The organism is Woeseia oceani (genome assembly GCF_001677435.1).
GTDB classification, from domain to species: domain Bacteria; phylum Pseudomonadota; class Gammaproteobacteria; order Steroidobacterales; family Woeseiaceae; genus Woeseia; species Woeseia oceani.
Map to the genome: position 1 here is coordinate 3,255,200 of NZ_CP016268.1, position 24,892 is coordinate 3,280,091.

Sequence of the window (24,892 nt, forward strand, 5' to 3'; positions counted from 1 at the left end):
TTGGTAGCTACGGCACCAGTACCGCCGGCTATGGCGAGCTTGTATAGTCAGTACACGGATTTTGGCTCGCCGAGAACTTCCGATTTTGCAGGGAGTCTCATAATGACTACATCAGGAGTCGCATCGCACCGCCAATGAGATTCATTCACGTTTACAGAATCGCCCGTCTGACGCCGCTGACCATGATCCTGCTCGCGTCCGGCAGTGTATTGTCGGCTCAGGAACCGGCCAGCAACAACGACGTCTCGAATACCGATGACGAGTTGCAACCCATTACCGTCAGAGACCCGCGCTATACAGAGAACTTTGCCGACGAAGAGCCGATTGACGACCAGTCATTGGCGGAGCTGGCGCCCTCACCCAGCGAACGCTTGCGCTCATTGTTCAAGCTGTACCGCGATGCCGTTGCCGACTCCATGTTCGCCGAAGCGGACACGCTGGCAAAGCAGATCGTCGAACTCACTATCGAAATAAACGGCCTCGACAGTGAAACAACGGCTCGTGCCATTACTAATCTTGCGATAGCCCAACACGGCAACGGCGACTACGCATCGGCCAAACTGAATTTTCAATCGGCGATCGACATCGTGGAGCGGATCACCGACCGATTGAATGAAGACCTGATCAATCCGTTGAAAGGTCTGGCCGCGTCTGAGCTGGCGCTCGGCAATATAGCCGCGGCTGCCGAAACGTTTCAGCGCGCAACTCACATCAGTCACGTGAATCTTGGACCACACAATCTGGATCAGATTGAACTGCTGGAATCACTGGCGGAATCCTATCTGGCCGCCGGCGATCTCGATGAAGCCATCGCCATTCAGGAGCGCATATTTTCGCTGCGGGCGCGCAATGTCGATCTCGACAGTGAAGATATTTTGCCGGCACTGACCAGCCAGGCACGCTGGCTGCATCGGGTGCAGATGTATGACCGGGAGCGCTACACCTGGCGGCGCGTACTCGCAATACTGGAAGATCATCGCGGGCGTGACGACCTCAGCCTGATTGCGCCGCTGACCGGCCTCGGGCAGTCGTACCTGTACATATCGGTGCCCGACACGAACTACTTCCATCCCACCTCAAACACCACCGGCGAAATCTATCTGAAACGCGCATTGCGAATCGCTGAAGAAAACCCACAGTCCAACTGGGAAATCAAAACTCAGGCAATGATCGCGCTGGCTGATTACTACACACTTACCGACAAACCCAGCCGCGCCGAACGCGTCTATCGGGATGCCTGGGAACTGTTGACGGCGAACCCGGATTTCGAGAAGCAGCGAACCGAACTGCTGCAGTCCTTGCAAATACTGCAGGACATACAGCCGCCACGGTTTTACGGCGTTGATTCCGACGCCGTGCCGTCACGTCGCATCGATGACTTCGAGTCCGGCACGATCGTCTACCAGTACTCCCTGTCATCGCGCGGCAAACCGACCAACATCACCTTGCTGGAAGCCCAGCCGGAAGTGTTCGACGACATGGAACGAGCGGTCGCCCGGGAATTGCGGCGCTTTGTGCAGCGTCCAAGAGTGGTCGACGGCAACACGGTGCAGACCGACAACCTGACCTATACCCACAACTTCTTTTACCGCGAGAGTGACCTACCGGATGCAACCACCGCGGCAGACACTTCGCAATAGCACCCAGCGAGCCACCGGCAGCGCAGCGCCATTCGGCAGCCGCCGACGACGCACGTGAGCATACGCCTGTTCGCATGTCTGCTCGGCATGATCCTGCCGGCCTCCCAGGCAATGGCTGCCTGCGATTCTGAGTGGCTCGTCGTGTCTGAACAGCGCACCGGAGACGACCTGCTGCTGTCCGTCAGCAACGAAAGCAATTACCCGCTCACATTCACGCTGCGGCCGCGACCGCGCGGTATCCGCGTCGACGGCCCGTCAGTGGTAACGGAGACGCTCGCCGCCGGCGAATCGCGGTCCGTTATGCGACTGCTCGACTACCCGGCATCACCCTCTTCTCGGCGAGCGCCCTACAGCTGCTCATGGACCGTTGGCGACCAGCATGCTACCCACAATGACGATGCGCTCTATCAATTCCCGTACGCGGCGGGACAGAGTTACCGGGTATTGCAGGGTTACGGTTCGCGGTTCAGCCATACCGGTCGCGAGCACTATGCCGTGGACTTTAAAATGCCGGAAGGAACCCCAGTTCATGCGGCCAGAGATGGCATCGTTGCACGGATCGAGGAATCCAATGACATCGGCTGCTGGGAAGACGGTTGCGGCAAGTACGCGAACTTTGTCGTTATTCTGCACAGTGACAATACCACCGGCGAGTATTACCACTTGCAGAAAGACGGCGCACTCGTAGAGCCGGGGCAAAGCGTACGCGCCGGTGACCTGATAGCCCTGTCGGGCAACACCGGTCACACGACGATGCCGCATTTGCACTTTGCAGTTTACCGGGCGCTCGCATGGGGCCGGACGCAATCGATAGAAGTGCGCTTCGCGAGCGCCGACGGTATCGTCGATCGCCCGCAACGAAACGCAAAATACGCAGCCATTGCTGCTGACCGTCAGCCCGCCGGCAGCGACAGCGCGATCCGCCGTTAACGACCTACAGGACATCGACATGAATGCAACAGACCCCAAAACCCGCATGCCGGAGGCCGCAGCGGCATTGCCGGGCCGTGACGAAGCCGTCGCCGTGCCAGAAAAGCACTTCGTCAATGGCAATGCCATGCAGGCACCTTTTCCCGATGGCCTGCAACAACTCGTCATCGGCATGGGTTGCTTCTGGGGCGCAGAGCGTCTGTTCTGGTCCACACCGGGGGTTTATTCCACGGCCGCGGGCTATGCCGGTGGCCAGACCAGGAACCCCAGTTACCGCGAAGTCTGCAGTGGCCAGACCGGTCACAGTGAAGTCGTGCAGGTGATCTTTGACCCCGGCAAGGTCAGCGTTGAGTCGTTGTTGAAACTGTTTTGGGAGTCGCACGACCCCACTCAGGGCATGCGCCAGGGCAATGACCTTGGCACGCAATACCGCTCGGCGATCTACACCAGCGACCCGGAGCACATGAGCGTTGCCAAACAAACGCGTGACAGCTACCAGCAACAACTGGCGCAATCCGGCTTTCCGGCTATCACCACGGAGATTGCACCGCTGGATACGTTTTACTATGCCGAGGAGTATCACCAGCAATACCTGGCCAAGAACCCCGACGGCTACTGCGGCATTGGCGGTACGGGTGTCAGTTGTGCGATCGGCACCGGCGTCAGCCAGGGGGCCGCGAGCGGTGCGTTAGCGGGCTAATCCGCGTAATATCCGCAACCATTCCCCGACCCACTGAAGGTAGCAGCCATTGGCGACCCGAACTCCGCGCAAACCGAAAAAACCCAGCCGCAAACAGGCGGAAGAAGCTGTCAGTACGCTGCTGTTGTGGGCGGGCGATGACCCGCGCAGGGAAGGTCTGCTGGACACGCCCAAGCGGGTTGCGCGCGCATACGAAGACTGGTTCAGCGGCTATAACGACGACCCGGTCAATTACCTGAAGCGCACTTTTGAAGAAGTGGAAGGTTATGACGAGATGATCGTCCTGCGTGACATCTCGTTTGAATCGCACTGTGAGCACCACATGGCGCCCATCATCGGCTGCGCCCACGTGGGCTACCTGCCGAATGACAAAGTAGTCGGAATCAGCAAGCTCGCCCGCGTGGTGGAAACCTTCGCCCGGCGTTTCCAGGTGCAGGAAAAAATGACGGCACAGATCGCACACTGCATACAGGACGTGCTGAAACCCAAAGGCGTTGGCGTGGTCATCAGTGCCTCGCACCAGTGCATGACCACCCGCGGTGTGCACAAGTCCGGTGTGTCCATGGTCACCAGCCAGATGCTCGGCACCTTCCGCAAAGATGCACGGACCCGCGCCGAATTTCTGAACATGATCGGACCTGCCCGCTAGATACGCAATGCAACGCCTGTCGGCTTCCATAGCAGCATCGGCTGGCGCAATCCTATTGCTGGCGCTCGCCTACCTGCTGTTCTGGCCGGTGCCGGTCCAGCCGAAAGCCTGGCAGGCGCCCGTTGATGAAGGTCATGTCGATCCTTACCTTCGCAATGATCGCTTGCGTAGCGCAACCCACATGGACCTCGGTGGCCATACGGGCCCGGAGGATGCTGCGCGCGGAGCGGACGGTGCCCTGTACCTGAGCACCCGTGAGGGCGTGATTCTGCGCTTGACCAGCGATACACAAGTCGCCAAAGTCTGGGCACGCACCGAAGGCCGGCCACTCGGCATTGAGTTCGATGGCCATGGCAATTTGCTGGTTGCCAACGCCGAACTCGGACTGCAACGCATTGACCGGCACGGCACTGTGGAATTGCTGCTGGATACAGTGGCAGGCGAAGCACTGGTCTACCCCAACGATGTCGCGGTAGCTGCCAGCGGCAAGGTGTATCTCAGTGAGTCCACGCGCCGCTTCAGTCCCCGTTTGTTCGGTGGCACCTACCCGAGCAGCATTCTGGACCTGATCGAACACGGCACGTCCGGGCGGGTTATCGAGTTTGATCCCGACACCGGCACAGGCCGGGTATTTGCTGACGGCCTGAGTTTTGCCAACGGGATTGCCGTCAGTGCCGACCAGCGCTATTTGCTCGTAGCCGAGACCGGCGCCTATCGCATCTGGCGTTATCCCTTAAGCGGCGCGCCGCGTGAAATACTGCTCGACAACTTGCCGGACTTTCCTGACAACCTGAACAACGGTTTGCAGGGACGAGTGTGGGTTGGCCTCATAGCGCCGCGCAATCCGCTGCTCGACCGGCTTGCCGAACGGCCGTTTCTACGCAAGGTGATACCACGGCTGCCGGCAAACTGGCGCCCGCAGGCATTGCCCCACAGCCACGTAATTGCTGTGAATGTGGATGGCCAGGTACTGATGAACCTGCAGGACAGCGCTGCCAGCGTGCCGATGATCACCGGCGTTCTCGAAACGCGGCAGAGCCTGTACCTGACCAGCCTGACCAGCGAGCATCTGGCCCGACTCGACAAGCGCGACCTCGCTACGCACTAGCCGGTCGTGGCAGGCGCTCAGTCCAGTCCAAGTACCTGCACTCCCTGATCAAAAATAATGTCGACCGGAATATTGGCTTCGGTCAATCGATCGAGGTCGCGCTGCAATGTCGGCCGTATCACACCGGTTTCGTTGGTCAGACGGTTCGCACCGTCGTAATCACCATCACCCTGCAAAGTCAGCAGCAGGTCGGACAGGGACGCCATCGCCTCTTCCATGCGCTCGAAATCAACCTTGTAGGTTCCGCTGACCTCGTCGCGCACAAACGCTCCGTGATCGGCGAAGAAGTTGAACCGAACCATGTTGGCTTTGCCGTGCGCGCTGCTCGCACCGAAGCGCACGGAACGGAAAATACCGGCCATGAAGGTGACGTAATTATCGCGCAGATCAATATCTCCGAGTTCTCCGGCAGCATGTAATCGGGAAATCATGTACAGGCCAAGTATGTCGGCCTTACCCTCCTCCATGCTCGACGCAACATCTTTCAGCGCGGCACGTACCGTGCGGCTGCCGTCAATCGTGTTCTTGATACCAAGCCCATGGGCTACTTCGTGAAACATGGTATTGGCAAAGAACGCGTCGAACGTGATGTGTTGCCGTTGCGATTCGTCCATCAGAATTCCTGCTATCGGTTGCAGGATCTTTTCGAACTTCGCTTGCATCGCATTCTTGAGTTGCAGGCGACGAGTGCCTTTGGCCAACTGGACTTGCTCATCATTCGGCAAGTTAATGGCGATCGTCTTCGAGCCCGCATTGCTGTGCCCGGCATAGTAGACAACGTCATACGCATTCAGATCTGAATCCGTTCCGGGCGTTTCAGCCTTGTAGGCGTCTGCCACCGGCAGACCACGTTGCAGATCCGGAAGAAACGCAGCGAATCGGGCAAGACGCTCACTCCATTCCGCGTCCTTGAGCAACACGTAGGATTCATAGGCGGTGCGATAACCGTACAAACGGTCCTCATAGCTTTCGATAGGGCCGATAACGAGCTCGACAGCGTTTGTCTTGACGTCCATCCAGGCCATATCGCTCGCCTGAAATTCACCAGTCACCAGGGCGTCTGCGCGCAGGCGCAAGTAATTGCTGAAGCCTTCGTCCTCCGCGAGCTCTGCCGCCTGTTGCAACAACACGGCCGCACGCGCGAGTTCTTCGGCGTATGCCACGTGATAGGGAACGAGCTGCAGTTTGCCATTCTCGTCACGGCGTACGAGCGTGTACAAACCGTCTTTCCCGGGCTGGTCCCACGCATCGAACTCCTCACGCGTAATGTCAGCCGGGTACAAATTGGCGCCCAACGGTTTTGCGCCGAAACCCTCCATGAACGGCTGTTCATCGGCAAGCCGGTCCCATGGCCCGTAGTTGATTGCGGCGAAGCGCTTTTCCTGCGGATCATCGATGCCGGCCAGCCATTGTCGCCAGTCATCCCGGAAGGCCTGGCGCCAGAACAGATCGTCCATGATGTCGGACGCCTCGATCATCAGGCGCAGCATTTCACGCTGCTGATCGGACAGATGGCTCACATCGGCAGTCAATGGAAACGATGCGTAGACATCGGGCCGGGGCGCTGCAACCGCCGGCGCTGCCTCCTTTGTGGCGACCGGGGCGGACGCGGCAGCGGATGGCGCATCGACAGCGGTCGTGTCCTTCTGGCCGCACGCCGCCAACGCGAATGACATAACGATGAGCGCGCCAGTCTGACGCAACGACAGAGTTTTGTTCACTGTTCGGACTCCCGTGCGGGTTGCAGAAAGTCCCGGATTATCGCACAGCCGGGGAAAAAGGCGGTCAGCACGGCCTTGGCATTGGCCGGCAGGTAAAGCACGAACCACGCCCGGCTTGCCGGCAGAAGGTTCTACGTCGTCCGAACAGCACTGTCATGCGCGGCCGGGCACTTGCCAGCAGCGCCGCGCAGGGATTGAACCGGGCTCGTGCAACCAGCGATACCGTCGCTACCGCCACGAAGACGGCAACAACGCGTGCTCAGCAGGCGACTGAGTTCTGAACTTGACCCGCGCTCAGCAAGCGGCCAGCGAGCAGCCGACCAGCAACGACCGCGCCGTGCCTCAGCCCGATTTGACGAGAAACGGAGGTACCGGGGTCGGTTCTTCGACGACCAGCGGCAAAGCCTTCTGGCCACCGTCACTGTGCCGGATCGCGGCCGCATAAAGTTGCAGCATCAGCTGTGCACAGCGCTCCGTTTCGGCGGGTGACATTTTCCTGACCGATGCACAGATCGGCCCTTCGCCGTTGTGCGGCGCAACCCGTTTCATCAGGTGCGTCAGGTCGGCGAACATCTGGCGCATCGGAATCGGCAACTGCTCATTCTCAAGCTCCAGCAGGTGATCCTGATAGGCGCTCGTAAGCCTTTGTTTTATTTGACCGTTACCGACAATGACCGCTAACGCAGCGGCAAAGCAATCTACCTGGTGGGACATTTCCACTCCAGCGTTTTTATTCTGGTGAAGCCGCAGTCCTCTCAGCTACGACTTAAATACGCCTTATTCGTGGGCCGCCTCCTGCGGTCCGCGCTGTACGCGTCATTTCCTTTTGTACACGTGGTCAGTCAAGCACCTGCGCCCAATTCTTATAACAAAACTAAGGAAGGCTCCGCAAGTAGTGTTCGCCGCAACCTGCAATCAGCTTGTTTTCGTTATTTCTATCGTCCAGCGATGCTCGTCCACCTCGCGTTCCGCGCTGTACAAAGGAGCTGCCTGCCCACAGGCCCAGTCGCTGGCGAGCGTTTCCCGCATCAGGTAAGCACGGTGCTCGGCCAGTGCTGCCTCGACACCCGCCGAACCACTGACGCCCAGCACGATGCGGTCAGATACCTCAAGGCCAGCCTGCTTGCGTGCATCCTGAACGGAACGCACCAGCTCGCGGGCCACACCTTCGCGGCGCAACGCGTCATCGAGACTGGTGTCGAGCGCCGCAAGATAACCGGAATCCTCGGCACAGGCATAGCCCTCAGCTGAACTCGTCTCGATCAGCACGTCTTCCGCTGTCAGCGTAATCACTTCGTCGTCCAGCATGACAGTAAACGGTTCGCCCCTGGCTGCGGCACCGGCAATGACGGCACCGTCCGCATCGAGCAATGCTTTTTTCAGCGCGGGGATGCGCTTGCCGAACTGTTTGCCGATGCGTGGCAGATGCGGTTTGATCCGGTAGTCGACCAGCCCTGCATCGCGGGCGATGAACTCGACGGTCTTGACGTTGAGTTCTTCCAGAATCTGCTCCTGGTGTTCGGCGAGCGCCGCGGCGGCGGCATCATCAGGGGCGCGCAACAACAATCGTGACAGCGGCTGTCGCGTACGCACGCCGGATTGCGCGCGGGCGGCACGGCCCAGACCAACGGTCTTCTGCACAACACCGACTGCAAACAGCAGGGCATCGTCTTCAAGCGAGGCATCAGCCTCGGGCCAGTCGCTCATATGCACGCTCATTGGCGCGTCGGCATCCACTCCGCGCACAAGGTTCTGATACACATGCTCGGCGAGGAACGGCACGAACGGGGCCATCAAACGATGTGCGATGTTCAGGCACTCGTACAAAGTGAGGTAAGCGGCGCGGGTATCAGCAGGGTCTGTCGACTTCCAGAAACGTCGACGATTACGCCGAACGTACCAGTTGCTCAATTGATCAACGAACGATTCAACTGCATCGCCCGCGGTCTTTGCATCAAAGTTATCCATCGCTTCGGTTACGACACGGATTGTGCGGTGAGCAAGTGCGAGTGCCCAGCGATCGATTTCCGGCCGGTCCGCCACAGCAATGTCGTTGCTCAGATCAACATTGTCGATCCGCGCGTACAGCACGAAGAAGCCGTAGGTATTCCAGAACGTGTTGATAAACGAACTCGCGACGTCCGCCACGATCTCGACAGATATTCGCTTCTGCGCCTCGGGTGCCAGACGCGCGAGAAAATACCAGCGCAAGGCATCGGCGCCGACTGTATCGAAGACGTCGTAAGGGTTGACGATATTGCCAACCGACTTCGACATTTTCTTGCCGTCTTTGTCGACTATGTGACTCAGACAGATGCAATTGCGGTAGGCGACACTGTCCGACACCAGCGTCGAAATAGCGTGCAGCGTGTAGAACCAGCCACGCGTCTGATCAATTGCCTCGCATATGAAATCGGCGGGGAAGTGCTGTTCGAAGGTGTCCTTGTTTTCGAATGGGTAGTGCCATTGCGCATAGGACATCGCGCCGGAGTCAAACCAGCAGTCGATGACTTCCGGTACCCGCTGCCAGGTCTTGCCGTCTTTCTCGAAGGTAATTTCATCTATGGCCGGTCGATGCAGATCGAGGTCTGACAGCTCGCGGCCCGTCAGCTCCTCCAGTTCGGCAACGGAGCCTATGCACAGGTATTCGTCGTTGCCATCGGTCCATACCGGCAATGGCGTTCCCCAGAAGCGCTCGCGCGACAAAGCCCAATCGATATTGTTTTCCAGCCAGTTGCCGAAACGGCCGTCGCGAATGTTTTCCGGCACCCATTTGATCGACTGGTTGAGTTCAACCATGCGTTCTTTGAAATTGGAGGTCCGGATGTACCAGGCGTTTTTTGCGTAGTAGATGATCGGATCGCCCGTGCGCCAACCGAACGGGTAGTTATGCAGATAGGTCTCGGCGCGGAACATCAGCCCACGATCCTTGAGTATCCGGATCAACGGCTTGTCGGCGTCTTTGAAGAACAGACCCGCGACCGGTTCAACTTCCGGCAGAAACAGACCGTCTTCACCGACGCCATGCACAACCGGCAAGCCTTCTGCCTGGCCGAGCGCCAGATCGTCAACACCGTAAGCCGGTGCGGTATGCACGATACCGGTACCGTCTTCAGTGCTTACAAAATCCGCATGCACCACCCGAAATGCATCGCCTTCGATCGTGAGGTAATCAAACAAGCGTTCATAGCGCAGGCCAATCAGTTCGCTGCCCTTGACGCGTTTGGTGACCGTGTATTCCTGTTCCCGGAACACGCGCTCACAAAGGGCTTCCGCGAGAATCAGCGTTTCGCCGTCACTTTCCGCGTACACGTAATCCACGTCGGTGTGCACGGCGAGCAGCATGTTGGATGGCAAGGTCCAGGGCGTTGTCGTCCAGACCAGAAACGAGGTATTCGGCTGGTCCCTGACGTTGAAGCGCACGAACACGGACGGGTCTTCGACTTCGCGATAACCCTGGGCCAGCTCGTGCGAAGACAACGTGGCGCCAATACGCGGATCGTAAGGCACGACCTTGTAGCCACGGTAAATAAGGTCCTTGCCCCAAATGTTTTGCAGCAGATTCCAGACGCTCTCGATATAGCTGTTGTTGAGCGTGTAATACGCTTCGTCGAGATTGACCCAGAACCCCATGCGGGTCGTCATCTTTTCCCAGTCGCTGATATAGCGCATGACCGATTCGCGACAACGCTTCGTGAACTCGGCAATGCCGACCTGCGCTTCGATTTCCTTCTTGTCGAAGATGCCAAGTTCTTTTTCTATCTCGTGCTCTACCGGCAAGCCGTGGGTATCCCAACCGGCTTTGCGCGGCACGTGATAACCACGCATGGTTTTGTAGCGTGGGAAAGCATCCTTGAAACTGCGCGCCAGCACGTGGTGGATGCCGGGCTTGCCGTTGGCGGTTGGCGGGCCTTCATTGAAGGTGAAACGCGGCCGGTCAGCCGACATTTCCAACGTCTTTTCGAAAACCGCGTGCTCACGCCAGAACTCGAGGACTTCCGTCTCCAGTCCGGGGCCGTCATACCTGCCTGCTACTTCTTTAAATGCCATCACTTTTCCAAATAAAAACGCCCCGAACGCAAGCTGCGTCCGGGGCGACAAAATTTCGCGGTACCACCCGGTTTCGCAGGGAGTCCGGCCCCCTGCCTCGTATGCCCTGTTTCGGGGGCGACCGGCTGCGTCTACTGCGCACGGCGTGCGGTTCGGGCAGCGACTCCGGGGTGATCTTCGCAGGCCATCGTGCCAGGGCTCGCACCGTCCCCTGGTCGCTCAATCACGGGGCAGGCCAGCTACTCTTCCCCTTCAGCGTCGTGCAGGGGAAACTAGCGCCCACCCGCGCAAAATTCAAGCACTTATCCAAGACCCGAGGACAGCAGCGACGATGAGCTCATTTCCAGCAGCGCAAATCCTTGCCAGCAATGGCATTGAACTCGCGGTCCACGAAGCGGGCACGGGGCCTGCCGTCCTGCTGCTGCACGGATTCCCGGAGCTTGCCTACTCCTGGCGCCACCAGTTACCGGCGCTGGCAGCGGCCGGCTACCGCGCGATCGCGCCGGATCTGCGCGGCTATGGACAGAGCAGCCGGCCGGAAGCGGTCGAGGAATACCGTATCGAGTGCCTGATTGACGACATGACCGGCTTGCTCGCGGCACTGGAGCTCAAGAACGCCGTGATCGCCGCACATGACTGGGGCGCCCTGCTCGCCTGGCAGATGGCCCTGCTGCGACCGGACCTGGTGCGCGGCCTGATCTGCCTGAACATTCCGTTTCTGCCGCGCGGCCGCCGCGACCCGATAGCCGTCATGCGAGAGCATTTGGGCCCTGAGTTTTACATCGTCAATTTTCAGGACTCGGACGAAGCAGACCGACGTTTGGCCGAAGATCCGCGCAATTTCATCAACCGGATGATGCGCCGGGATGTAATCAGTCGTGCACAGTTTGACGCGTTGCCAGCGCAGCAACGCGTTATCAGCCTGCTCGCCACGCTCGACAAACCGCAACCGCGCGGAAATCCGTTATTGACCCCTGAAGAACTGGACTACTACACGGCAGCGTTTGCCAAGAGCGGATTCGCGGGAGCCATCAACTGGTACCGCAACTGGAGTCACAACTGGCGCGTGACCGAACACGTCAAACAAGTCGTCACGGTACCGACACTGTTCATCGGTGCGGAAAACGACGTGGTCGTGCAAACCAAGCAGATAGAGGCTATGAAATCACACGTTCCCGATCTGGAAATGCACATGCTGACCGACTGCGGCCACTGGACCCAACAGGAACAGCCCGCCGCAACCAACCAGCTGATGCTCGACTGGCTGGCCCGGCGGTTCCCGAACTAATGCAACGAGCCCGACACGGGCTGTTCGCTGTCATCGCCAAACATCGCCCGGTCGAACGCTTCCACCAGCACCGGGGCCGGCTGCGCGCCGATGACAAACAGGCGGCCATTGATCAGGAAGTTGGGCACGCCGGATACGCCACCGCGACGCACTTCCGCTTCCTGCTCTTGCAGGTGCAGCCGTAACGCTTCGTCTTGCAGACAGCGCGCAATGTCCGAGCGCTGCAAGCCGTGGTTGCTGCCGATATCGAGCAACACGTCATGCCGACCGATATCCAGCCCGTCTTCAAAAAAGCCACTCAACAATCCTTCGGCGACACTGGCAACGCTCGCGCCTTCAGTTTGTGCGTGACTCAGCAGGCGATGCGCGGCAAGTGTGTTCGGCACCCGTTTGATCAGATCAAAGCGGAAGCGTATGCCCTGTTCGACGCCTTGCGCCATCAGGCCGTCCAGTCCCGGCTGTACTTTTGCCGGATCACCGAATTTGCTGATCAGGTATTCGTCAAAGCCCATGCCTTCCAACGGCATCGACGGATTCAACTGATACGGAATCCACTGCAACGTGCTCGGGCCGTGCACAGAATCCAGAGCAACATCCAGCCGCCGCTTGCCGAGGTAGCACCACGGGCAAATCAGGTCGGCGATAATGTCCACGCGCAGCGTCGCCGTCGCAACGGAGTCGCTGTGATTTGAACTACTGCCTGGTTGCTGATGAATCATGGTTCCGCCTTTGTGTATTCGCTCCCTGCAACCCGTGAGATGCGGGCTGTGTACCCGGTTTCAAGCACCGAAAAAGGACTCTTTACCAACCTTAACGGTCTGTTCCTGATGACAAAGTGTGCCGGCGCTTGGCTGAACGGCAGCTGACTGTGAGCACTCCGCAACCCGGCCGCTGTTGTTTCGTTACAATATGTTGCAATAGTTCGGCGCCTGGCCGGGTCTAATGCAATACAGGAATATTGGAGAGTGACATTGCGCATGCAACGAACTGGCAAAATCAGACCTTCGGAAATCACCAGCGAGAGCAATTACCTGAATCGGCGACGTTTTCTGGAGAGCGGCCTGCTGGCAGGCGCCTCTTTGCTGGCTGGCGGAGCGAACAGTGCCAGCTTGCCCGCGTCCGCCGGCACAAAACTGACCGGTATTGTGCAAAGCAAGTTCAGTACCAGCGAAGCGGCCAACAGTTTCGAAGATATAAGCACTTACAATAATTTCTACGAGTTCGGCACCGGCAAGGCCGACCCGCACGAAAATGCTCAGGACTTCCAGGCCCGACCGTGGACACTTGAGGTAGCCGGCCACGCCGAGCACACGGGGCGCTATCAACTGGAAGACTTCATCAAACCCTACACACTGGAAGAACGCATTTACCGCATGCGTTGCGTCGAAGCATGGTCGATGGTTATTCCGTGGGTCGGCATTCCGCTCGCCGCCATCATCAAGAAGACAGCGCCGACGTCGAACGCAAAATTCGTCCGCTTCGAAACACTGAACGATCCGCAACAGATGCCGGGCCAGCGCTCGCGGGTCCTGCAATGGCCCTACCGGGAAGGGCTGACCATGGCGGAGGCCATGCACCCATTGACCCTGATGGCGGTTGGACTCTATGGCCAGGTATTGCCGAACCAAAACGGCGCACCGCTGCGCCTGGTCGTCCCCTGGAAGTACGGCTTCAAAGGCATCAAGAGCATCGTCAAGATCGAGTTCGTCGAAAAGATGCCGGAAACAACCTGGAACATGTCTGCGCCGCACGAGTACGGTTTTTATGCGAACGTGAATCCTAACGTCGCGCACCCGCGCTGGAGTCAGGCCCGGGAACGGCGGATCGGCAGTGGCTTGTTTGCCAGCAAACAGGAAACCCTGATGTTCAACGGCTACGCCGAGCAGGTGGCCAGCCTGTATGAAGGTCTCGACCTGAAGCGCAATTTTTGACGATGACGCGCGGCCGTTGAACTCCCTCAAACAAATCCGCTTTGTCTGGAAACCTGTCGTCTTCGCCCTCTGCCTGCTGCCGGCACTCAAGGCCGTCGGCGACACATTTGGCTGGACAGGTGACCTGGGTGCCAACCCGGTCGAGGCGCTGCAGGATCATTTCGGCAATTGGGCGCTGCGTTTTCTGATGATCGCATTGGCAGTAACGCCGTTGCGGCAACTAAGCGGTCGCAATTGGCTCAGCCGTTTTCGCCGGCCACTCGGCCTGTTCGCGTTTTTCTATGCACTGATGCACTTTCTCGTCTGGCTGATTCTCGATCAGTCACTGCTTTGGCAAGCCATTAAGGAAGACATCGTCGAACGACCGTTCATCACTTTGGGGTTTGTCGCTGTACTGATCCTTCTGGCCATGGCACTGACTTCAACTGCGGGCATGCGCCGCCGCCTCGGTCGACGCTGGCAGCAATTGCACTACGGCGTTTATCTCGCTGCCATACTGGGCGTCTGGCACTACTGGTGGCAGGTCAAGAAAGACATCAGCGAGCCACTTATTTACGCATTGATACTCAGCGCGCTGTTGGGCTACCGCCTGTTCCGGCGCTGGCACAGAACGCACCGCCACGGTTAACATCGACAACTGACTCTGGCGACTGCGGGGTGCGTGATGAAAACGTTGATACTGGTGCTGACGGTATTTCTGACTACGCCAGCGGGCGCGCAATTCCATGACTCGAAATTTGAATCCATCGCGCAACTGTATGGCGATGAAGAACGCGGCCTGCGTTATTACGAGCGCGGCGAGTATGACCGGGCTTTCGAGTACCTCAGCGAAACCGCGACACGCGGCCTCAAAAAATCGCAATACCTGCTCGCGTTCATGTTCCTGAAAGGCCAGCATGTCGACAAGTCGATATTGCTGGGCATGAGCTGGCTGGGCGTCGCAGCCGAATCGGGCAACGAAGAGTGGGTAAACCTGTACAACCGACTCTACGCAAGCAGCAACCCGGCGCAACAGCAGATGATCGATCGCAAGGTCGAGCAGTACAAACGCCAGTACGGCATGCAGGTTATGAACGTACATTGCACCGAACAGCCGGTCACCGGGAGCCGACGCCCCGAGCATCGCTGCCTGAAAACCGACGGCCCGGCGCACGAAATTTTCCCGGTTGAGCTAACCCTGGAATGATCGGGCGCTGGCAGCGAGCTATCGCGAGAATCTGCAGCGATCAACAGCCGGAGCATCCCGCGCACTGAAAGGTGACGATACCGTGGAGAATTTCACCCCATTCAGCTCACTCGCCGGCGGCGCGCTAATCGGCCTGGCAGCGGCCTTGCTCTATTTGTTGAATGGCCGGATCGCCGGCATCAGCGGAATATTCAACGGCGTGTTGCAACCGAAAGACGGTGACACCGCATGGCGGGCCTGGTTTCTTGCGGGACTGGTCATCGCCGCGGGTCTTTACGCCCTGTTCGTGCCACTGCCGTTCACGCTCAGGGAGAACTACCCGCTTGGCTTGCTCGCTGCGGCTGGCTTTCTGGTCGGGGCAGGCACCCGGATGGGCAGCGGCTGTACCAGCGGGCACGGGTTTGCGGTCTGGCGCGCTTGTCGTTGCGTTCACTGGCCGCCACGCTGACTTTTCTGACCACCGGTATCCTGACGGTATGGCTGGTCACGCACCTGTTCACGGGGAACTAGGATGAAGACCAAACTTGCGGCACTGCTTGCCGGCGCACTGTTCGGCCTGGGCCTCGCCATCTCGCAGATGATCAACCCCGAAAAGGTCATCGCGTTTCTGGACGTGACCGGCAACTGGGACCCGTCGCTGGCACTCGTACTGGCTGCGGCAGTTATTGTGAGCTTCATCGGTTTTCGCTTGGCGAAAATTCGCGTTAGCCCTTTGCTGGCACCGGTGTTCCGCGCACCCACGCGCACCGACCTGGATCGCCGCCTGCTCAGCGGTGCGGCCATTTTCGGCATGGGCTGGGGACTCGCCGGTTACTGCCCTGGACCGGCCATCGCGGCGCTTGCTATCGGCAGCTGGGAACCGGTCGTGTTTCTGCTGGCAATGACCGCCGGCTCGCTGGTAATGAGCCGTATTGACAGCCGCAATACCTGAGCTGCAGGCGCAGGTGCGGGAAGCACCGCAGCAGCGCCACGAAGAACATCATCAAGGCCCGCAACCGCGCATAAAAAAAGCCCCGCTTGCGCGGGGCTTTCTTGGTCTTGCTAGCCGTACGAGAGGCTGATGCTTACATCATGCCGCCCATACCGCCCATGCCGCCCATGTCTGGCATTGCCGGGCCGCCAGCATCGTCATCCTTAGGTGCGTCGGCGATCATAGCTTCGGTCGTCAACAACAGGCCGGATACAGATGCAGCGTTCTGCAGTGCATAACGGGTGACTTTCGTCGGATCGAGAATACCGAGCTCGATCATGTCGCCGTACTCGCCGGTTGCCGCGTTGTAACCGTAATTGCCCTTGCCTTCGGCAACAGCGTTCAGCACAACACTGGCGTCACCGCCGGCATTCTTCACGATCTGACGCAGCGGCTCTTCGACAGCGCGACGCAGGATAGCGATACCCACGTTCTGGTCGTCGTTGTCGCCTTTCAGCTTGCCCATGCTGTTCACAGCACGGATCAGCGCGACACCACCACCGGCAACCACGCCTTCTTCAACGGCGGCACGGGTTGCGTGCAGCGCGTCTTCAACGCGTGCTTTCTTCTCTTTCATCTCGACTTCAGTTGCAGCACCAACCTTGATCACGGCAACACCGCCGGACAACTTGGCAACACGTTCCTGCAGCTTCTCTTTGTCGTAGTCAGAAGAAGACTCAGCGATTTCAGCGCGGATCTGGTCAACACGACCCTTGATTTCATTCGCCTTGCCAGCACCGTCAATCACCGTGGTGTTTTCTTTGGTGATCTGTACTTTCTTGGCTTCGCCAAGATCTTCCAGCGTGGTCTTCTCAAGTGACAGACCAACTTCTTCAGAAACAACCTGGCCACCGGTCAGAACAGCGATGTCCTGCAGCATCGCTTTACGGCGATCACCGAAGCCCGGCGCTTTAACAGCCGCTACTTTGACGATGCCGCGGATGTTGTTCACAACCAGGGTCGCCAGTGCTTCGCCTTCAACGTCTTCTGCAACGATCAACAGCGGACGGCCAGACTTGGCGACGCCTTCGAGGACCGGCAGCAGATCACGAATGTTGGAGATCTTCTTGTCGTACAACAGGATCAGCGGGTTTTCGAGCTCAACACTCTGGCTCTGCTGATTGTTGATGAAGTAAGGAGACAGGTAACCGCGGTCGAACTGCATACCTTCAACCACGTCCAGCTCGTTTTCGAGACCGGAACCTTCCTCGACAGTGATCACGCCTTCCTTGCCGACTTTCTTCATGGCATTGGAAATGATCTCGCCGATTTCGGTGTCAGAGTTGGCGGAAATAGAACCAACCTGGGCGATGGCTTTGTCATCGTCGCAAGGCTTCGACAGTTTTTTCAGCTCAGCAATGATGCCGATCGTTGCTTTGTCGATACCGCGCTTCAGGTCCATCGGGTTCATGCCGGCAGCAACGGACTTCAGGCCTTCGCGCAGAATTGCCTGTGCCAGTACCGTAGCCGTCGTTGTGCCGTCACCAGCGACGTCAGAGGTCTGGGAAGCAACTTCCTTAACCATCTGCGCGCCCATGTTCTCGAATTTATTCTCGAGCTCAATTTCCTTGGCAACCGATACACCGTCTTTGGTAACGGTCGGAGCGCCAAAGCTCTTGTCGAGTACTACATTGCGGCCTTTCGGGCCCAGCGTGACTTTCACCGCATTCGCCAGGATGTTGACACCCGCGAACATCTTTTGGCGCGCGTCGTCGCTGAAACGAACTTCTTTAGCAGCCATTGATTAATTCCTCTGTTTAAAGCTATGGGAAGCACACATTCAGCACTTCCCTCAATTTTCGAAACGTAAAGCGTGTGTAACTGGTACTGAAGGCTTAGCCTTCGATGACGGCCATGATGTCGTCTTCTTTCATTACCAGCAGCTCTTCACCATCGACCTTGACTTCGGTGCCGCTGTACTTGCCGAACAGCACCTTATCGCCAGCCTTGATGTCGAGAGCACGGATTTCGCCACTTTCGAGGATTTTGCCGTTGCCGACGGCAACAACTTCACCCTTGATGGGCTTTTCAGCAGCGGCGTCAGGGATGACGATTCCACCCGGTGACGTGCGCTCTTCTTCCATGCGCTTTACGATGACTCGATCATGAAGCGGACGAATCTTCATCGATTGTTTCTCCTGTAAATTATTGAATTCTAACCGACTTTTGCGGTTTTTCGGGTCGCACTTGTTAGCACTCACCCCGAAGGAGTGCTAATCATAGTGCCGCGCTGCCAAAATTCAAGTGCCGCCCGGAATTAAAAGCAGCAAACCGCCGCACCTGCCCGAGCGGCCGCCAGCTGCGATTTTGCGGCCTGCGTCCATGACAGCCCTCGCGGTGCCGGGTATGCTCCGATTCCGCCGCCAACTCACTTGCGCCGTAACAAAATGGCCACTCATGCGGTCTAGGGACAGACAGTATGACCGCACGACTTCGCATTCCAGACAGAGGCCCCATGCCAGCATTCGTCGATAGCCGCCCGCTTCGCTTCCTTCTTACCTTGCTATCTGCACTGGCCACCAGTGCATCGGCATGGTCGCAGGAGCAAGAACTTATTCCGCCCTCGGAAGCGTACCAGTACGTGGTTGTGGACAGCGGCGAAGCACTGGAAATCGACTGGGCCATCGAAGACGGTTATTACCTGTACAAGAACAAGCTGTCGTTTGAAAGTGGCACCGACGGAGTGCGGCTCGCCGACTACACGCTCCCCGAAGGCCTGCACCATGAAGACGAATTCTTTGGTGTGCAGCAGGTCTATCGCGACCGCTTTTTCGTAACGATCCCGTACGAGGCCGACAGCCCTCGCCCCGACTTGGCGACGCTCGTGATCCGCTCGCAGGGTTGCGCCGATATCGGCATCTGTTTTCCGCCGCAAGTCTGGAACGCCGAGGTAGAACTCGTTTCGGCGACCGCTGGCGCATCCAATCAGGCAGGCGCCCTGAGCTCGCCGTTTGGCAACACAGGCGGACTTGGCGACTTTCTGCCGGTGGACGAAGCATTCCGCCCCTATTTGCTGCCCATCGATGGCAATACGGTAGAGCTGTCCTGGCAGGTCGCACCCGGCTATTACCTGTACAAAGACAAGATTTCTGCCCGGACCTCGTCTGACAAGGTGCAACTGGGTCGCATCGATCTGCCGGCAGGCGAAGAAAAAACAGACGAATACTTCGGTACCACCGAGGTGTACCACAACGACGTGTTTGCAAGACTGCCGCTGGCCCGAGCGACGCCAGAACCAATGACGCTGCAAGTGGACGTCAGCTACCAGGGTTGTGCCGACGGCGGCATCTGCTTCCCGCCCGTAACCCGCACGCTCAGTGTTGAGCTGCCGCAGGCAACGGCAACGCAGACGCTCAGCGCTCCGGGCGACAGTGGCAGCGGCATGGTGTCCGAGCAAGATCGTCTTGCGGCCCTGATCGGCAATGCGAGCATATTGGCAGTCATCGCAACGTTTTTTGGAGCCGGCCTGCTGCTGGCGTTCACGCCCTGCGTCCTGCCAATGATTCCGATTTTGTCCGGCATCATCGCCGGTGATGGCGACAAGGTCAGCCCGGCACGCGGCTTCTCACTCGCACTCAGCTACGTCATGGGTATGGCATTGATCTACACCGCTGCCGGTATCGTTGCCGCTGCAATCGGTGTGCAACTGCAAGCCGTGTTCAACGCGCCGTGGGTACTGAGCCTGTTCGCCGCGTTGTTCGTGGTGCTCGCACTCGGCATGTTTGGCCTGTTCGACCTGCAAATGCCCTCCGCCATACAAAGTCGGCTGGCCGGGGTCAGCGGCAAGCAGAAAAGCGGCACGATCATTGGTGCGTTCGTGATGGGCGCCTTGTCGTCACTCATCGTTACGGCCTGCGTCGCACCGCCGCTCGTTGCCACCCTGACCGTCATAGGCCAAACGGGCGACATGCTCCGTGGTGGTACCGCACTGTTCGCCCTCAGCCTCGGGATGGGCGCGCCACTCCTCGCGGTCGGCGCGTCTGCCGGCAGATTACTGCCCAGCGCAGGGCCATGGATGGTCGCCATCAAGAATGCGTTTGGTTTCATGATGCTCGGTCTCGCTGTCTGGATGCTGTCACGCATCCTGCCCGGCAGCGTGACGCTCGCACTGACCGGCGTACTGGTGTTCATGGCCGGAGTATGGCTGGGTGGCCTGACGACGTTGCCACCGGGTGCCAGCGACACCCAGAAACTGGCCAAGGGCAGCGGCCTGCTGGCTGTCATCTACGGTGCTGCCTTGTTACTGGGTGCGCTCGCAGGCGGCAACGATCCGGTACGGCCACTGGCTGGCATCGGCTTCGCCTCAGGTGCCGCCGTCGAAGAGGAACACGGACTGGCATTTCAGCGGGTGAAATCCGTCGCGGACCTTGAACGCGAACTCGACAAGGCCGCGGCCAATGGCAAGACCGCCATGCTCGATTTCTATGCGGACTGGTGTGTGTCGTGTATTGAAATGGAAAAATACACGTTCACCGACCCGACTGTTCAACAGGCGCTTGCGGACACCGTCTTGTTGCAGGCTGACGTGACAGCCAACGACGCCGAAGATCAGGCACTGCTGCAGCACTTTGGTGTCTTTGGTCCGCCGACTATCATATTCTTCGACAGCAACGGATTGCAGAGAAACGGCTTTGAAGTCGTCGGCTACATGAAAGCCGCACAATTCAGTGAGCACGTGCGGCAGGCGGTTGGAGCCGCATCCGCATTGACAGCACAGACAACGACGAGCGATTGATGACCAGAAAACTCTTGATAGCGGCGCTGTTGGTGGCAGCCGCAGCGGCAGGCTATTTGCTGCGCAGCCAGTTGCAGGACCAGGACGTGGCAGCCATCAACACGGCAGCGGTCAATGAACAGCGACTGGAATTCACGCTGGCAGACCTCGATGGTGTGCCGCGGGACTTTGCCGAATGGGACGGCAAGCCGCGCATCGTCAACTTCTGGGCGACCTGGTGTGCCCCGTGCCGCCGTGAAATTCCGCTGCTGAAAGACACCCAGGACAAGCACGGCAATGCCGGCCTGCAGATTCTGGGCATAGCGGTCGATTTCGTTGAGGACGTGAAAGCCTACGCCGAAGATGCGCAATTCAACTACCCGATACTCGTCGGCCAGGACGACGCGATGGCGGTTGCCGAAACTTCAGGCGTGCCGTTTATCGGCCTGCCGTTCACCCTGATAGTCGCGCCGGACGGCCGGATGCTGGGCGCCCACATGGGCGAAATCCACGCAGAGCAGATCGAAACGATTGTCCAGCAATTTGCGCTCTTCGAAAGCGGGGCGACGACTATCGACGAGGTGCGCAGCGCTCTCAAGCAACTTTAGGACCGGCGAAAATTCTTCCGGCCCGAATCACTTGCGTTAACTGCCCTGAAAAGGGTTAGAATTGCGGCCATCTTCGGCTATCTGGCGCTCATTCCGCGTATGGCAAAACTGCTCCTGTTAAACGGACCCAACCTGAACCTGCTCGGTTCGCGGGAACCCGGGGTCTACGGCCGCACCGATCTCGCGGAAATCGAGTCGACACTGGTCACCCAGGCCGAGCGACTGGGCCACGAAATGGTGTGTTTCCAGAGCAATGCCGAACACGAACTGCTGGACCGCGTGCAACGGGCGGCGGATGACGGCATCGCCTTCATTCTGCTGAATCCGGCGGCGTTAACGCATACCAGCATTGCGCTGCGTGACGCCCTGCTGGCCGTCGCGGTGCCTTTCATCGAAATTCACCTCAGCAATACCTATGCGCGGGAAGAATTTCGGCAAATCAATTATTTCAGTGATATCGCTGCGGGCTGCCTCATCGGCCTCGGAGCACAAGGCTATGAACTTGCATTGCAGGCTGCCCACAAGCGGCTCATGGATGCTGAGGGAGACTGATGGACATACGCAAGGTTAAAAAACTGATCGAACTGCTCGACGAATCCGGCATTGCGGAAATCGAGATCACGGAAGGGGAAGAGTCGGTACGCATCTCTCGCTACGCGCAAAACGCACCCATGATGGCACCGATGCCGGCACCCGCGGCGCAGCCCGCACCCGCGCCAGCACCCGCCGCACCAGCGGCTGCGCCTGCCGCGGCGAGCCCGGCTGAGCCCGAGGAAGAAGGCTACATGGTGACGGCGCCCATGGTCGGCACCTATTACTCGTCGCCGACGCCTGGCTCGGCACCGTTTGTGCAGGCTGGCGATCGCATCAACCCGGGCGACACGCTGTGCATCGTCGAAGCCATGAAGATGATGAATCAGATCGAGGCCGAAGTGTCCGGCACGATCAAATCGATTCGCGTACAGAACGGCGACCCGGTGGAATACGGCCAGGTACTGTTCGTCATCGACCAACGCACAAGCTAGGCGCCGGTCATGCTGGATAAAATCGTCATCGCAAATCGGGGCGAGATTGCCTTGCGAATCCTGCGGGCATGTCGCGAAATGGGCATCAAGACTGTTGCTGTGCACTCCACTGCCGACAACAACCTGAAGCACGTTTTGCTCGCCGACGAAACCGTCTGCATCGGCCCGCCGCCGTCCAGCGAAAGCTATCTCAATATGCCTGCCATCATCAGCGCGGCCGAAGTGACCGACGCGGTCGGCATACACCCGGGTTACGGTTTTCTTTCCGAAAACGCCGATTTCGCGGAACGCGTGGAATCAAGTGGCTTTACGTTTATAGGCCCGCCTTCGGAATGCATACGCCTGATGGGCGATAAGGTCTCGGCCATTAAGGCGATGAAGGACGCTGGCGTACCCTGTGTGCCCGGCTCCGACGGGCCGCTGGGCGACAATGCAGAAGAAAACCTGCGCATGGCGCGCCAGATTGGCTACCCAATAATTATCAAGGCCTCTGGCGGCGGTGGTGGACGCGGCATGCGTGTGGTGCATTCAGAAGCATCGCTTACCAGCGCGATCACGGTGACCCAGTCAGAAGCCCTCGCGGCGTTTGGCAATGAAACGGTCTACATGGAGAAGTTTCTCGAGCAGCCGCGCCACATTGAATTCCAGATACTCGCGGACAAGCACGGCAATGCCGTGCACCTCGGTGAGCGCGACTGCTCCATGCAACGGCGCCATCAGAAGGTGATCGAGGAAGCACCGGCACCCGGCATCAGCGAAGAACAGCGCCAACGCATTGGCGAACGTTGCGTACGCGCTTGCCAGGACATGGGCTATCACGGCGCGGGGACCTTTGAGTTCCTGTACGAGAACAACGAGTTCTACTTCATTGAGATGAACACCCGCCTGCAGGTAGAACACCCGGTTACGGAAATGATTACCGGTATCGACATTGTCAGGGAACAACTGCGAATCGCAGCGGGTGAGCGGCTCAGCATCACCCAGGACGATGTGCGCATTTACGGACACGCCATAGAGTGCCGGATCAACGCTGAAGACCCGAAGACCTTCATGCCATCACCCGGCATGGTGCACCTTTGGCATTCGCCCGGCGGACCCGGCGTGCGCGTGGACAGCCACGTATACAGCGGCTACCGCGTGCCTCCCAACTACGATTCGATGATAGGCAAACTGATCACCCACGGCAGCGACCGCAAATCGGCAATTGCACGCATGCGCAATGCGCTGAACGAAATCGTTATCGAGGGCATCAAGACCAACGTCCCGTTGCACCAGGAAATTTGCCAGCACGCAGCATTTCAGGCGGGTGGCACCGACATCCATTACCTGGAGAAGCGGCTGGGTCTCTAGCGGCCCGGCAACGATGGACTGGCGTCAATTTGTAATGGATCTTGAAACGCTTCCACCGGAGGCGGTTGAGGATCTGTTCCTGCGCCACGGTGCGCACGCGGTCACACTCAGCGACGCAGGGGATGACCCGGTACTCGAGCCTGGACCGGGTGAAACACCCTTGTGGTCCCGCACCCGGATTACCGGCCTGTTCTCACCCGATGCGGACTTTGTCGCATTGCAGGATGCCTTGCGTACCGAGTTCGCGCTGGACACACTGCCCGACTGCCACGTCGAAGACCTCGCCGATCGCCCCTGGGAACGGGAATGGCTGAAGGACTTCCGGCCCATGCGTTTCGGTTCCCGCCTTTGGGTATGCCCGAGTGGCCAACAGCCCCCGGTCGCCGACGAGGCCATCTGCCTGCAACTGGACCCCGGTCTCGCCTTCGGTACGGGCACGCACCAGACCACGGCGCTGTGCCTGCGCTGGCTGGACCAACAGCACGAACGCGGCGAACTTCAGGGTAAATCGCTGCTCGACTTCGGTTGTGGCTCCGGGATACTCGCCATCGCCGCGCTGCGGCTCGGCGCGGCCGATGCGCTGGCTATCGACATTGATCCGCAGGCCATTACGGCGACGCAAAGCAACGCCGCACAGAACGACGTCGCCGACCGGCTCACAGCGCAGACTGAACGAACCGACGAAGTGTTCGATCTGGTGATCGCCAACATACTGGCAGCGCCGCTGATCGACTATGCCGAATGGTTGTCTCTGCGACTGGCCGACGGGGAATGGCTGGTACTTTCCGGTATCCTCCGTCATCAGGTCGACGATGTGTGCGCAGCCTATGAACGGTGGATTGATCTGGACCCACCGGAATTTGACGACGACTGGGCCAGGCTGTCCGGTCGCAAACGCTGAGAGAGCGGCATGTATACAGTGTGCCCGGAATGCAAAAGCGCATTCCGACTGAACGCAAGAATCCTCAAGCAGGCGCACGGCCGCGTGCGCTGCGGCGGGTGCAGCAGCACGTTCAATGCAA

Annotated in this window: 22 protein-coding genes and 2 pseudogenes; 18 read left to right on the forward strand and 6 right to left on the reverse strand. The window is 58.9% G+C overall.

The window, feature by feature from the left end:
* Window positions 1-134 precede the first annotated feature (134 nt).
* Genes BA177_RS14700 through BA177_RS14720 form a run of 5 tightly spaced genes read left to right on the forward strand, consistent with a single transcriptional unit; the run spans window position 135 to window position 5,027 of the window.
* Window positions 135-1,640, forward strand: coding sequence for a tetratricopeptide repeat protein (locus BA177_RS14700; RefSeq protein WP_068617421.1), 1,506 nt, complete (start codon window positions 135-137; stop codon window positions 1,638-1,640).
* A 54-nt stretch (window positions 1,641-1,694) separates the two neighbouring features.
* Window positions 1,695-2,570 (forward strand): M23 family metallopeptidase, encoded by an 876-nt coding sequence (locus BA177_RS14705; RefSeq protein WP_068617422.1) that lies wholly within the window; start codon window positions 1,695-1,697, stop codon window positions 2,568-2,570.
* Between the two features lie 19 nt (window positions 2,571-2,589).
* The gene (msrA, locus tag BA177_RS14710; protein WP_068617423.1) at window positions 2,590-3,270 is read left to right on the forward strand and encodes a peptide-methionine (S)-S-oxide reductase MsrA; all 681 of its coding nucleotides are present in this window, start codon (window positions 2,590-2,592) and stop codon (window positions 3,268-3,270) included.
* A gap of 49 nt (window positions 3,271-3,319) precedes the next feature.
* Window positions 3,320-3,919 (forward strand): GTP cyclohydrolase I FolE, encoded by a 600-nt coding sequence (folE, locus tag BA177_RS14715; RefSeq protein ID WP_068617424.1) that lies wholly within the window; start codon window positions 3,320-3,322, stop codon window positions 3,917-3,919.
* A 7-nt stretch (window positions 3,920-3,926) separates the two neighbouring features.
* Window positions 3,927-5,027, forward strand: a complete 1,101-nt coding sequence (locus BA177_RS14720) for an SMP-30/gluconolactonase/LRE family protein (RefSeq protein ID WP_068617425.1) — start codon at window positions 3,927-3,929, stop codon at window positions 5,025-5,027.
* Between the two features lie 17 nt (window positions 5,028-5,044).
* On the opposite strand, the gene BA177_RS14725 is transcribed toward BA177_RS14720, so the two are convergent.
* From BA177_RS14725 to ileS, 3 genes are all read right to left on the reverse strand, one after another.
* Window positions 5,045-6,748: a dipeptidyl-peptidase 3 family protein gene (locus BA177_RS14725; protein WP_068617426.1), complete on the reverse strand. Its 1,704-nt coding sequence runs from the start codon at window positions 6,746-6,748 to the stop codon at window positions 5,045-5,047.
* Window positions 6,749-7,090: 342 nt separating this feature from the next.
* Entirely contained in the window at window positions 7,091-7,462 is a 372-nt protein-coding gene (locus tag BA177_RS14735) for a hypothetical protein (RefSeq protein WP_068617431.1), read from the reverse strand.
* Between the two features lie 201 nt (window positions 7,463-7,663).
* On the reverse strand, window positions 7,664-10,798 hold the full coding sequence (gene ileS, locus BA177_RS14740; RefSeq protein WP_068617433.1) for an isoleucine--tRNA ligase: 3,135 nt from the start codon (window positions 10,796-10,798) through the stop codon (window positions 7,664-7,666).
* 331 nt (window positions 10,799-11,129) lie between these two features.
* On the opposite strand from ileS, the gene BA177_RS14745 reads away from it, so the two are divergent.
* The gene (locus BA177_RS14745) at window positions 11,130-12,086 is read left to right on the forward strand and encodes an alpha/beta fold hydrolase (RefSeq protein WP_068617435.1); all 957 of its coding nucleotides are present in this window, start codon (window positions 11,130-11,132) and stop codon (window positions 12,084-12,086) included.
* Here the strand turns inward: BA177_RS14745 and BA177_RS14750 are convergent.
* Window positions 12,083-12,805, reverse strand: coding sequence for a DsbA family oxidoreductase (locus BA177_RS14750; RefSeq protein WP_068617437.1), 723 nt, complete (start codon window positions 12,803-12,805; stop codon window positions 12,083-12,085). The genes BA177_RS14745 and BA177_RS14750 overlap by 4 nt on opposite strands.
* 258 nt (window positions 12,806-13,063) lie before the next feature.
* Here BA177_RS14750 and msrP point away from each other — a divergent pair, with 258 nt between their 5' ends.
* From msrP to BA177_RS14775, 5 genes and pseudogenes are all read left to right on the forward strand, one after another.
* Window positions 13,064-14,017, forward strand: a complete 954-nt coding sequence (gene msrP / locus BA177_RS14755) for a protein-methionine-sulfoxide reductase catalytic subunit MsrP (RefSeq protein ID WP_068617439.1) — start codon at window positions 13,064-13,066, stop codon at window positions 14,015-14,017.
* A gap of 16 nt (window positions 14,018-14,033) precedes the next feature.
* Window positions 14,034-14,645 (forward strand): protein-methionine-sulfoxide reductase heme-binding subunit MsrQ, encoded by a 612-nt coding sequence (locus BA177_RS14760; protein ID WP_068617442.1) that lies wholly within the window; start codon window positions 14,034-14,036, stop codon window positions 14,643-14,645.
* Window positions 14,646-14,681: 36 nt separating this feature from the next.
* Window positions 14,682-15,203, forward strand: a complete 522-nt coding sequence (locus BA177_RS14765) for an SEL1-like repeat protein (RefSeq protein ID WP_068617443.1) — start codon at window positions 14,682-14,684, stop codon at window positions 15,201-15,203.
* A gap of 82 nt (window positions 15,204-15,285) precedes the next feature.
* Window positions 15,286-15,713, forward strand: a pseudogene (locus BA177_RS14770) (YeeE/YedE family protein).
* 1 nt (window position 15,714) lies between these two features.
* Window positions 15,715-16,134 carry a DUF6691 family protein gene (locus tag BA177_RS14775; protein WP_068617444.1) on the forward strand — a complete coding sequence of 140 codons (420 nt, stop codon included), beginning with the start codon at window positions 15,715-15,717 and terminating at the stop codon, window positions 16,132-16,134.
* Window positions 16,135-16,267: 133 nt separating this feature from the next.
* Here the strand turns inward: BA177_RS14775 and groL are convergent, their stop codons facing one another.
* Both groL and groES read right to left on the reverse strand, forming a co-directional pair.
* Window positions 16,268-17,914: a chaperonin GroEL gene (gene groL, locus BA177_RS14780; RefSeq protein ID WP_068617445.1), complete on the reverse strand. Its 1,647-nt coding sequence runs from the start codon at window positions 17,912-17,914 to the stop codon at window positions 16,268-16,270.
* 94 nt (window positions 17,915-18,008) lie between these two features.
* Window positions 18,009-18,299, reverse strand: coding sequence for a co-chaperone GroES (gene groES, locus BA177_RS14785; RefSeq protein ID WP_068617446.1), 291 nt, complete (start codon window positions 18,297-18,299; stop codon window positions 18,009-18,011).
* Window positions 18,300-18,592: 293 nt separating this feature from the next.
* Here groES and dsbD point away from each other — a divergent pair, with 293 nt between their 5' ends.
* The 7 genes and pseudogenes from dsbD to BA177_RS19195 form a co-directional block, all read left to right on the forward strand.
* Window positions 18,593-20,908 carry a protein-disulfide reductase DsbD gene (gene dsbD / locus BA177_RS14790; protein WP_082990145.1) on the forward strand — a complete coding sequence of 772 codons (2,316 nt, stop codon included), beginning with the start codon at window positions 18,593-18,595 and terminating at the stop codon, window positions 20,906-20,908.
* On the forward strand, window positions 20,908-21,495 hold the full coding sequence (locus BA177_RS14795) for a TlpA family protein disulfide reductase (RefSeq protein ID WP_068617450.1): 588 nt from the start codon (window positions 20,908-20,910) through the stop codon (window positions 21,493-21,495). The genes dsbD and BA177_RS14795 overlap by 1 nt, the downstream gene beginning before the upstream one ends.
* A 99-nt stretch (window positions 21,496-21,594) precedes the next feature.
* Window positions 21,595-22,047 (forward strand): type II 3-dehydroquinate dehydratase, encoded by a 453-nt coding sequence (gene aroQ / locus BA177_RS14800; protein ID WP_068617451.1) that lies wholly within the window; start codon window positions 21,595-21,597, stop codon window positions 22,045-22,047.
* Entirely contained in the window at window positions 22,047-22,520 is a 474-nt protein-coding gene (gene accB / locus BA177_RS14805) for an acetyl-CoA carboxylase biotin carboxyl carrier protein (RefSeq protein WP_068617455.1), read from the forward strand. The genes aroQ and accB overlap by 1 nt, the downstream gene beginning before the upstream one ends.
* A gap of 9 nt (window positions 22,521-22,529) precedes the next feature.
* The gene (accC, locus tag BA177_RS14810) at window positions 22,530-23,870 is read left to right on the forward strand and encodes an acetyl-CoA carboxylase biotin carboxylase subunit (protein ID WP_068617457.1); all 1,341 of its coding nucleotides are present in this window, start codon (window positions 22,530-22,532) and stop codon (window positions 23,868-23,870) included.
* 13 nt (window positions 23,871-23,883) lie between these two features.
* A complete protein-coding gene (gene prmA / locus BA177_RS14815; RefSeq protein ID WP_068617458.1) occupies window positions 23,884-24,771 on the forward strand; it encodes a 50S ribosomal protein L11 methyltransferase in 888 nt (295 codons plus the stop codon).
* 9 nt (window positions 24,772-24,780) lie between these two features.
* Window positions 24,781-24,882 (forward strand): annotated as a pseudogene (locus BA177_RS19195) (MJ0042-type zinc finger domain-containing protein); the annotation flags it as partial.
* Between the last annotated feature and the right edge of the window lie 10 nt (window positions 24,883-24,892).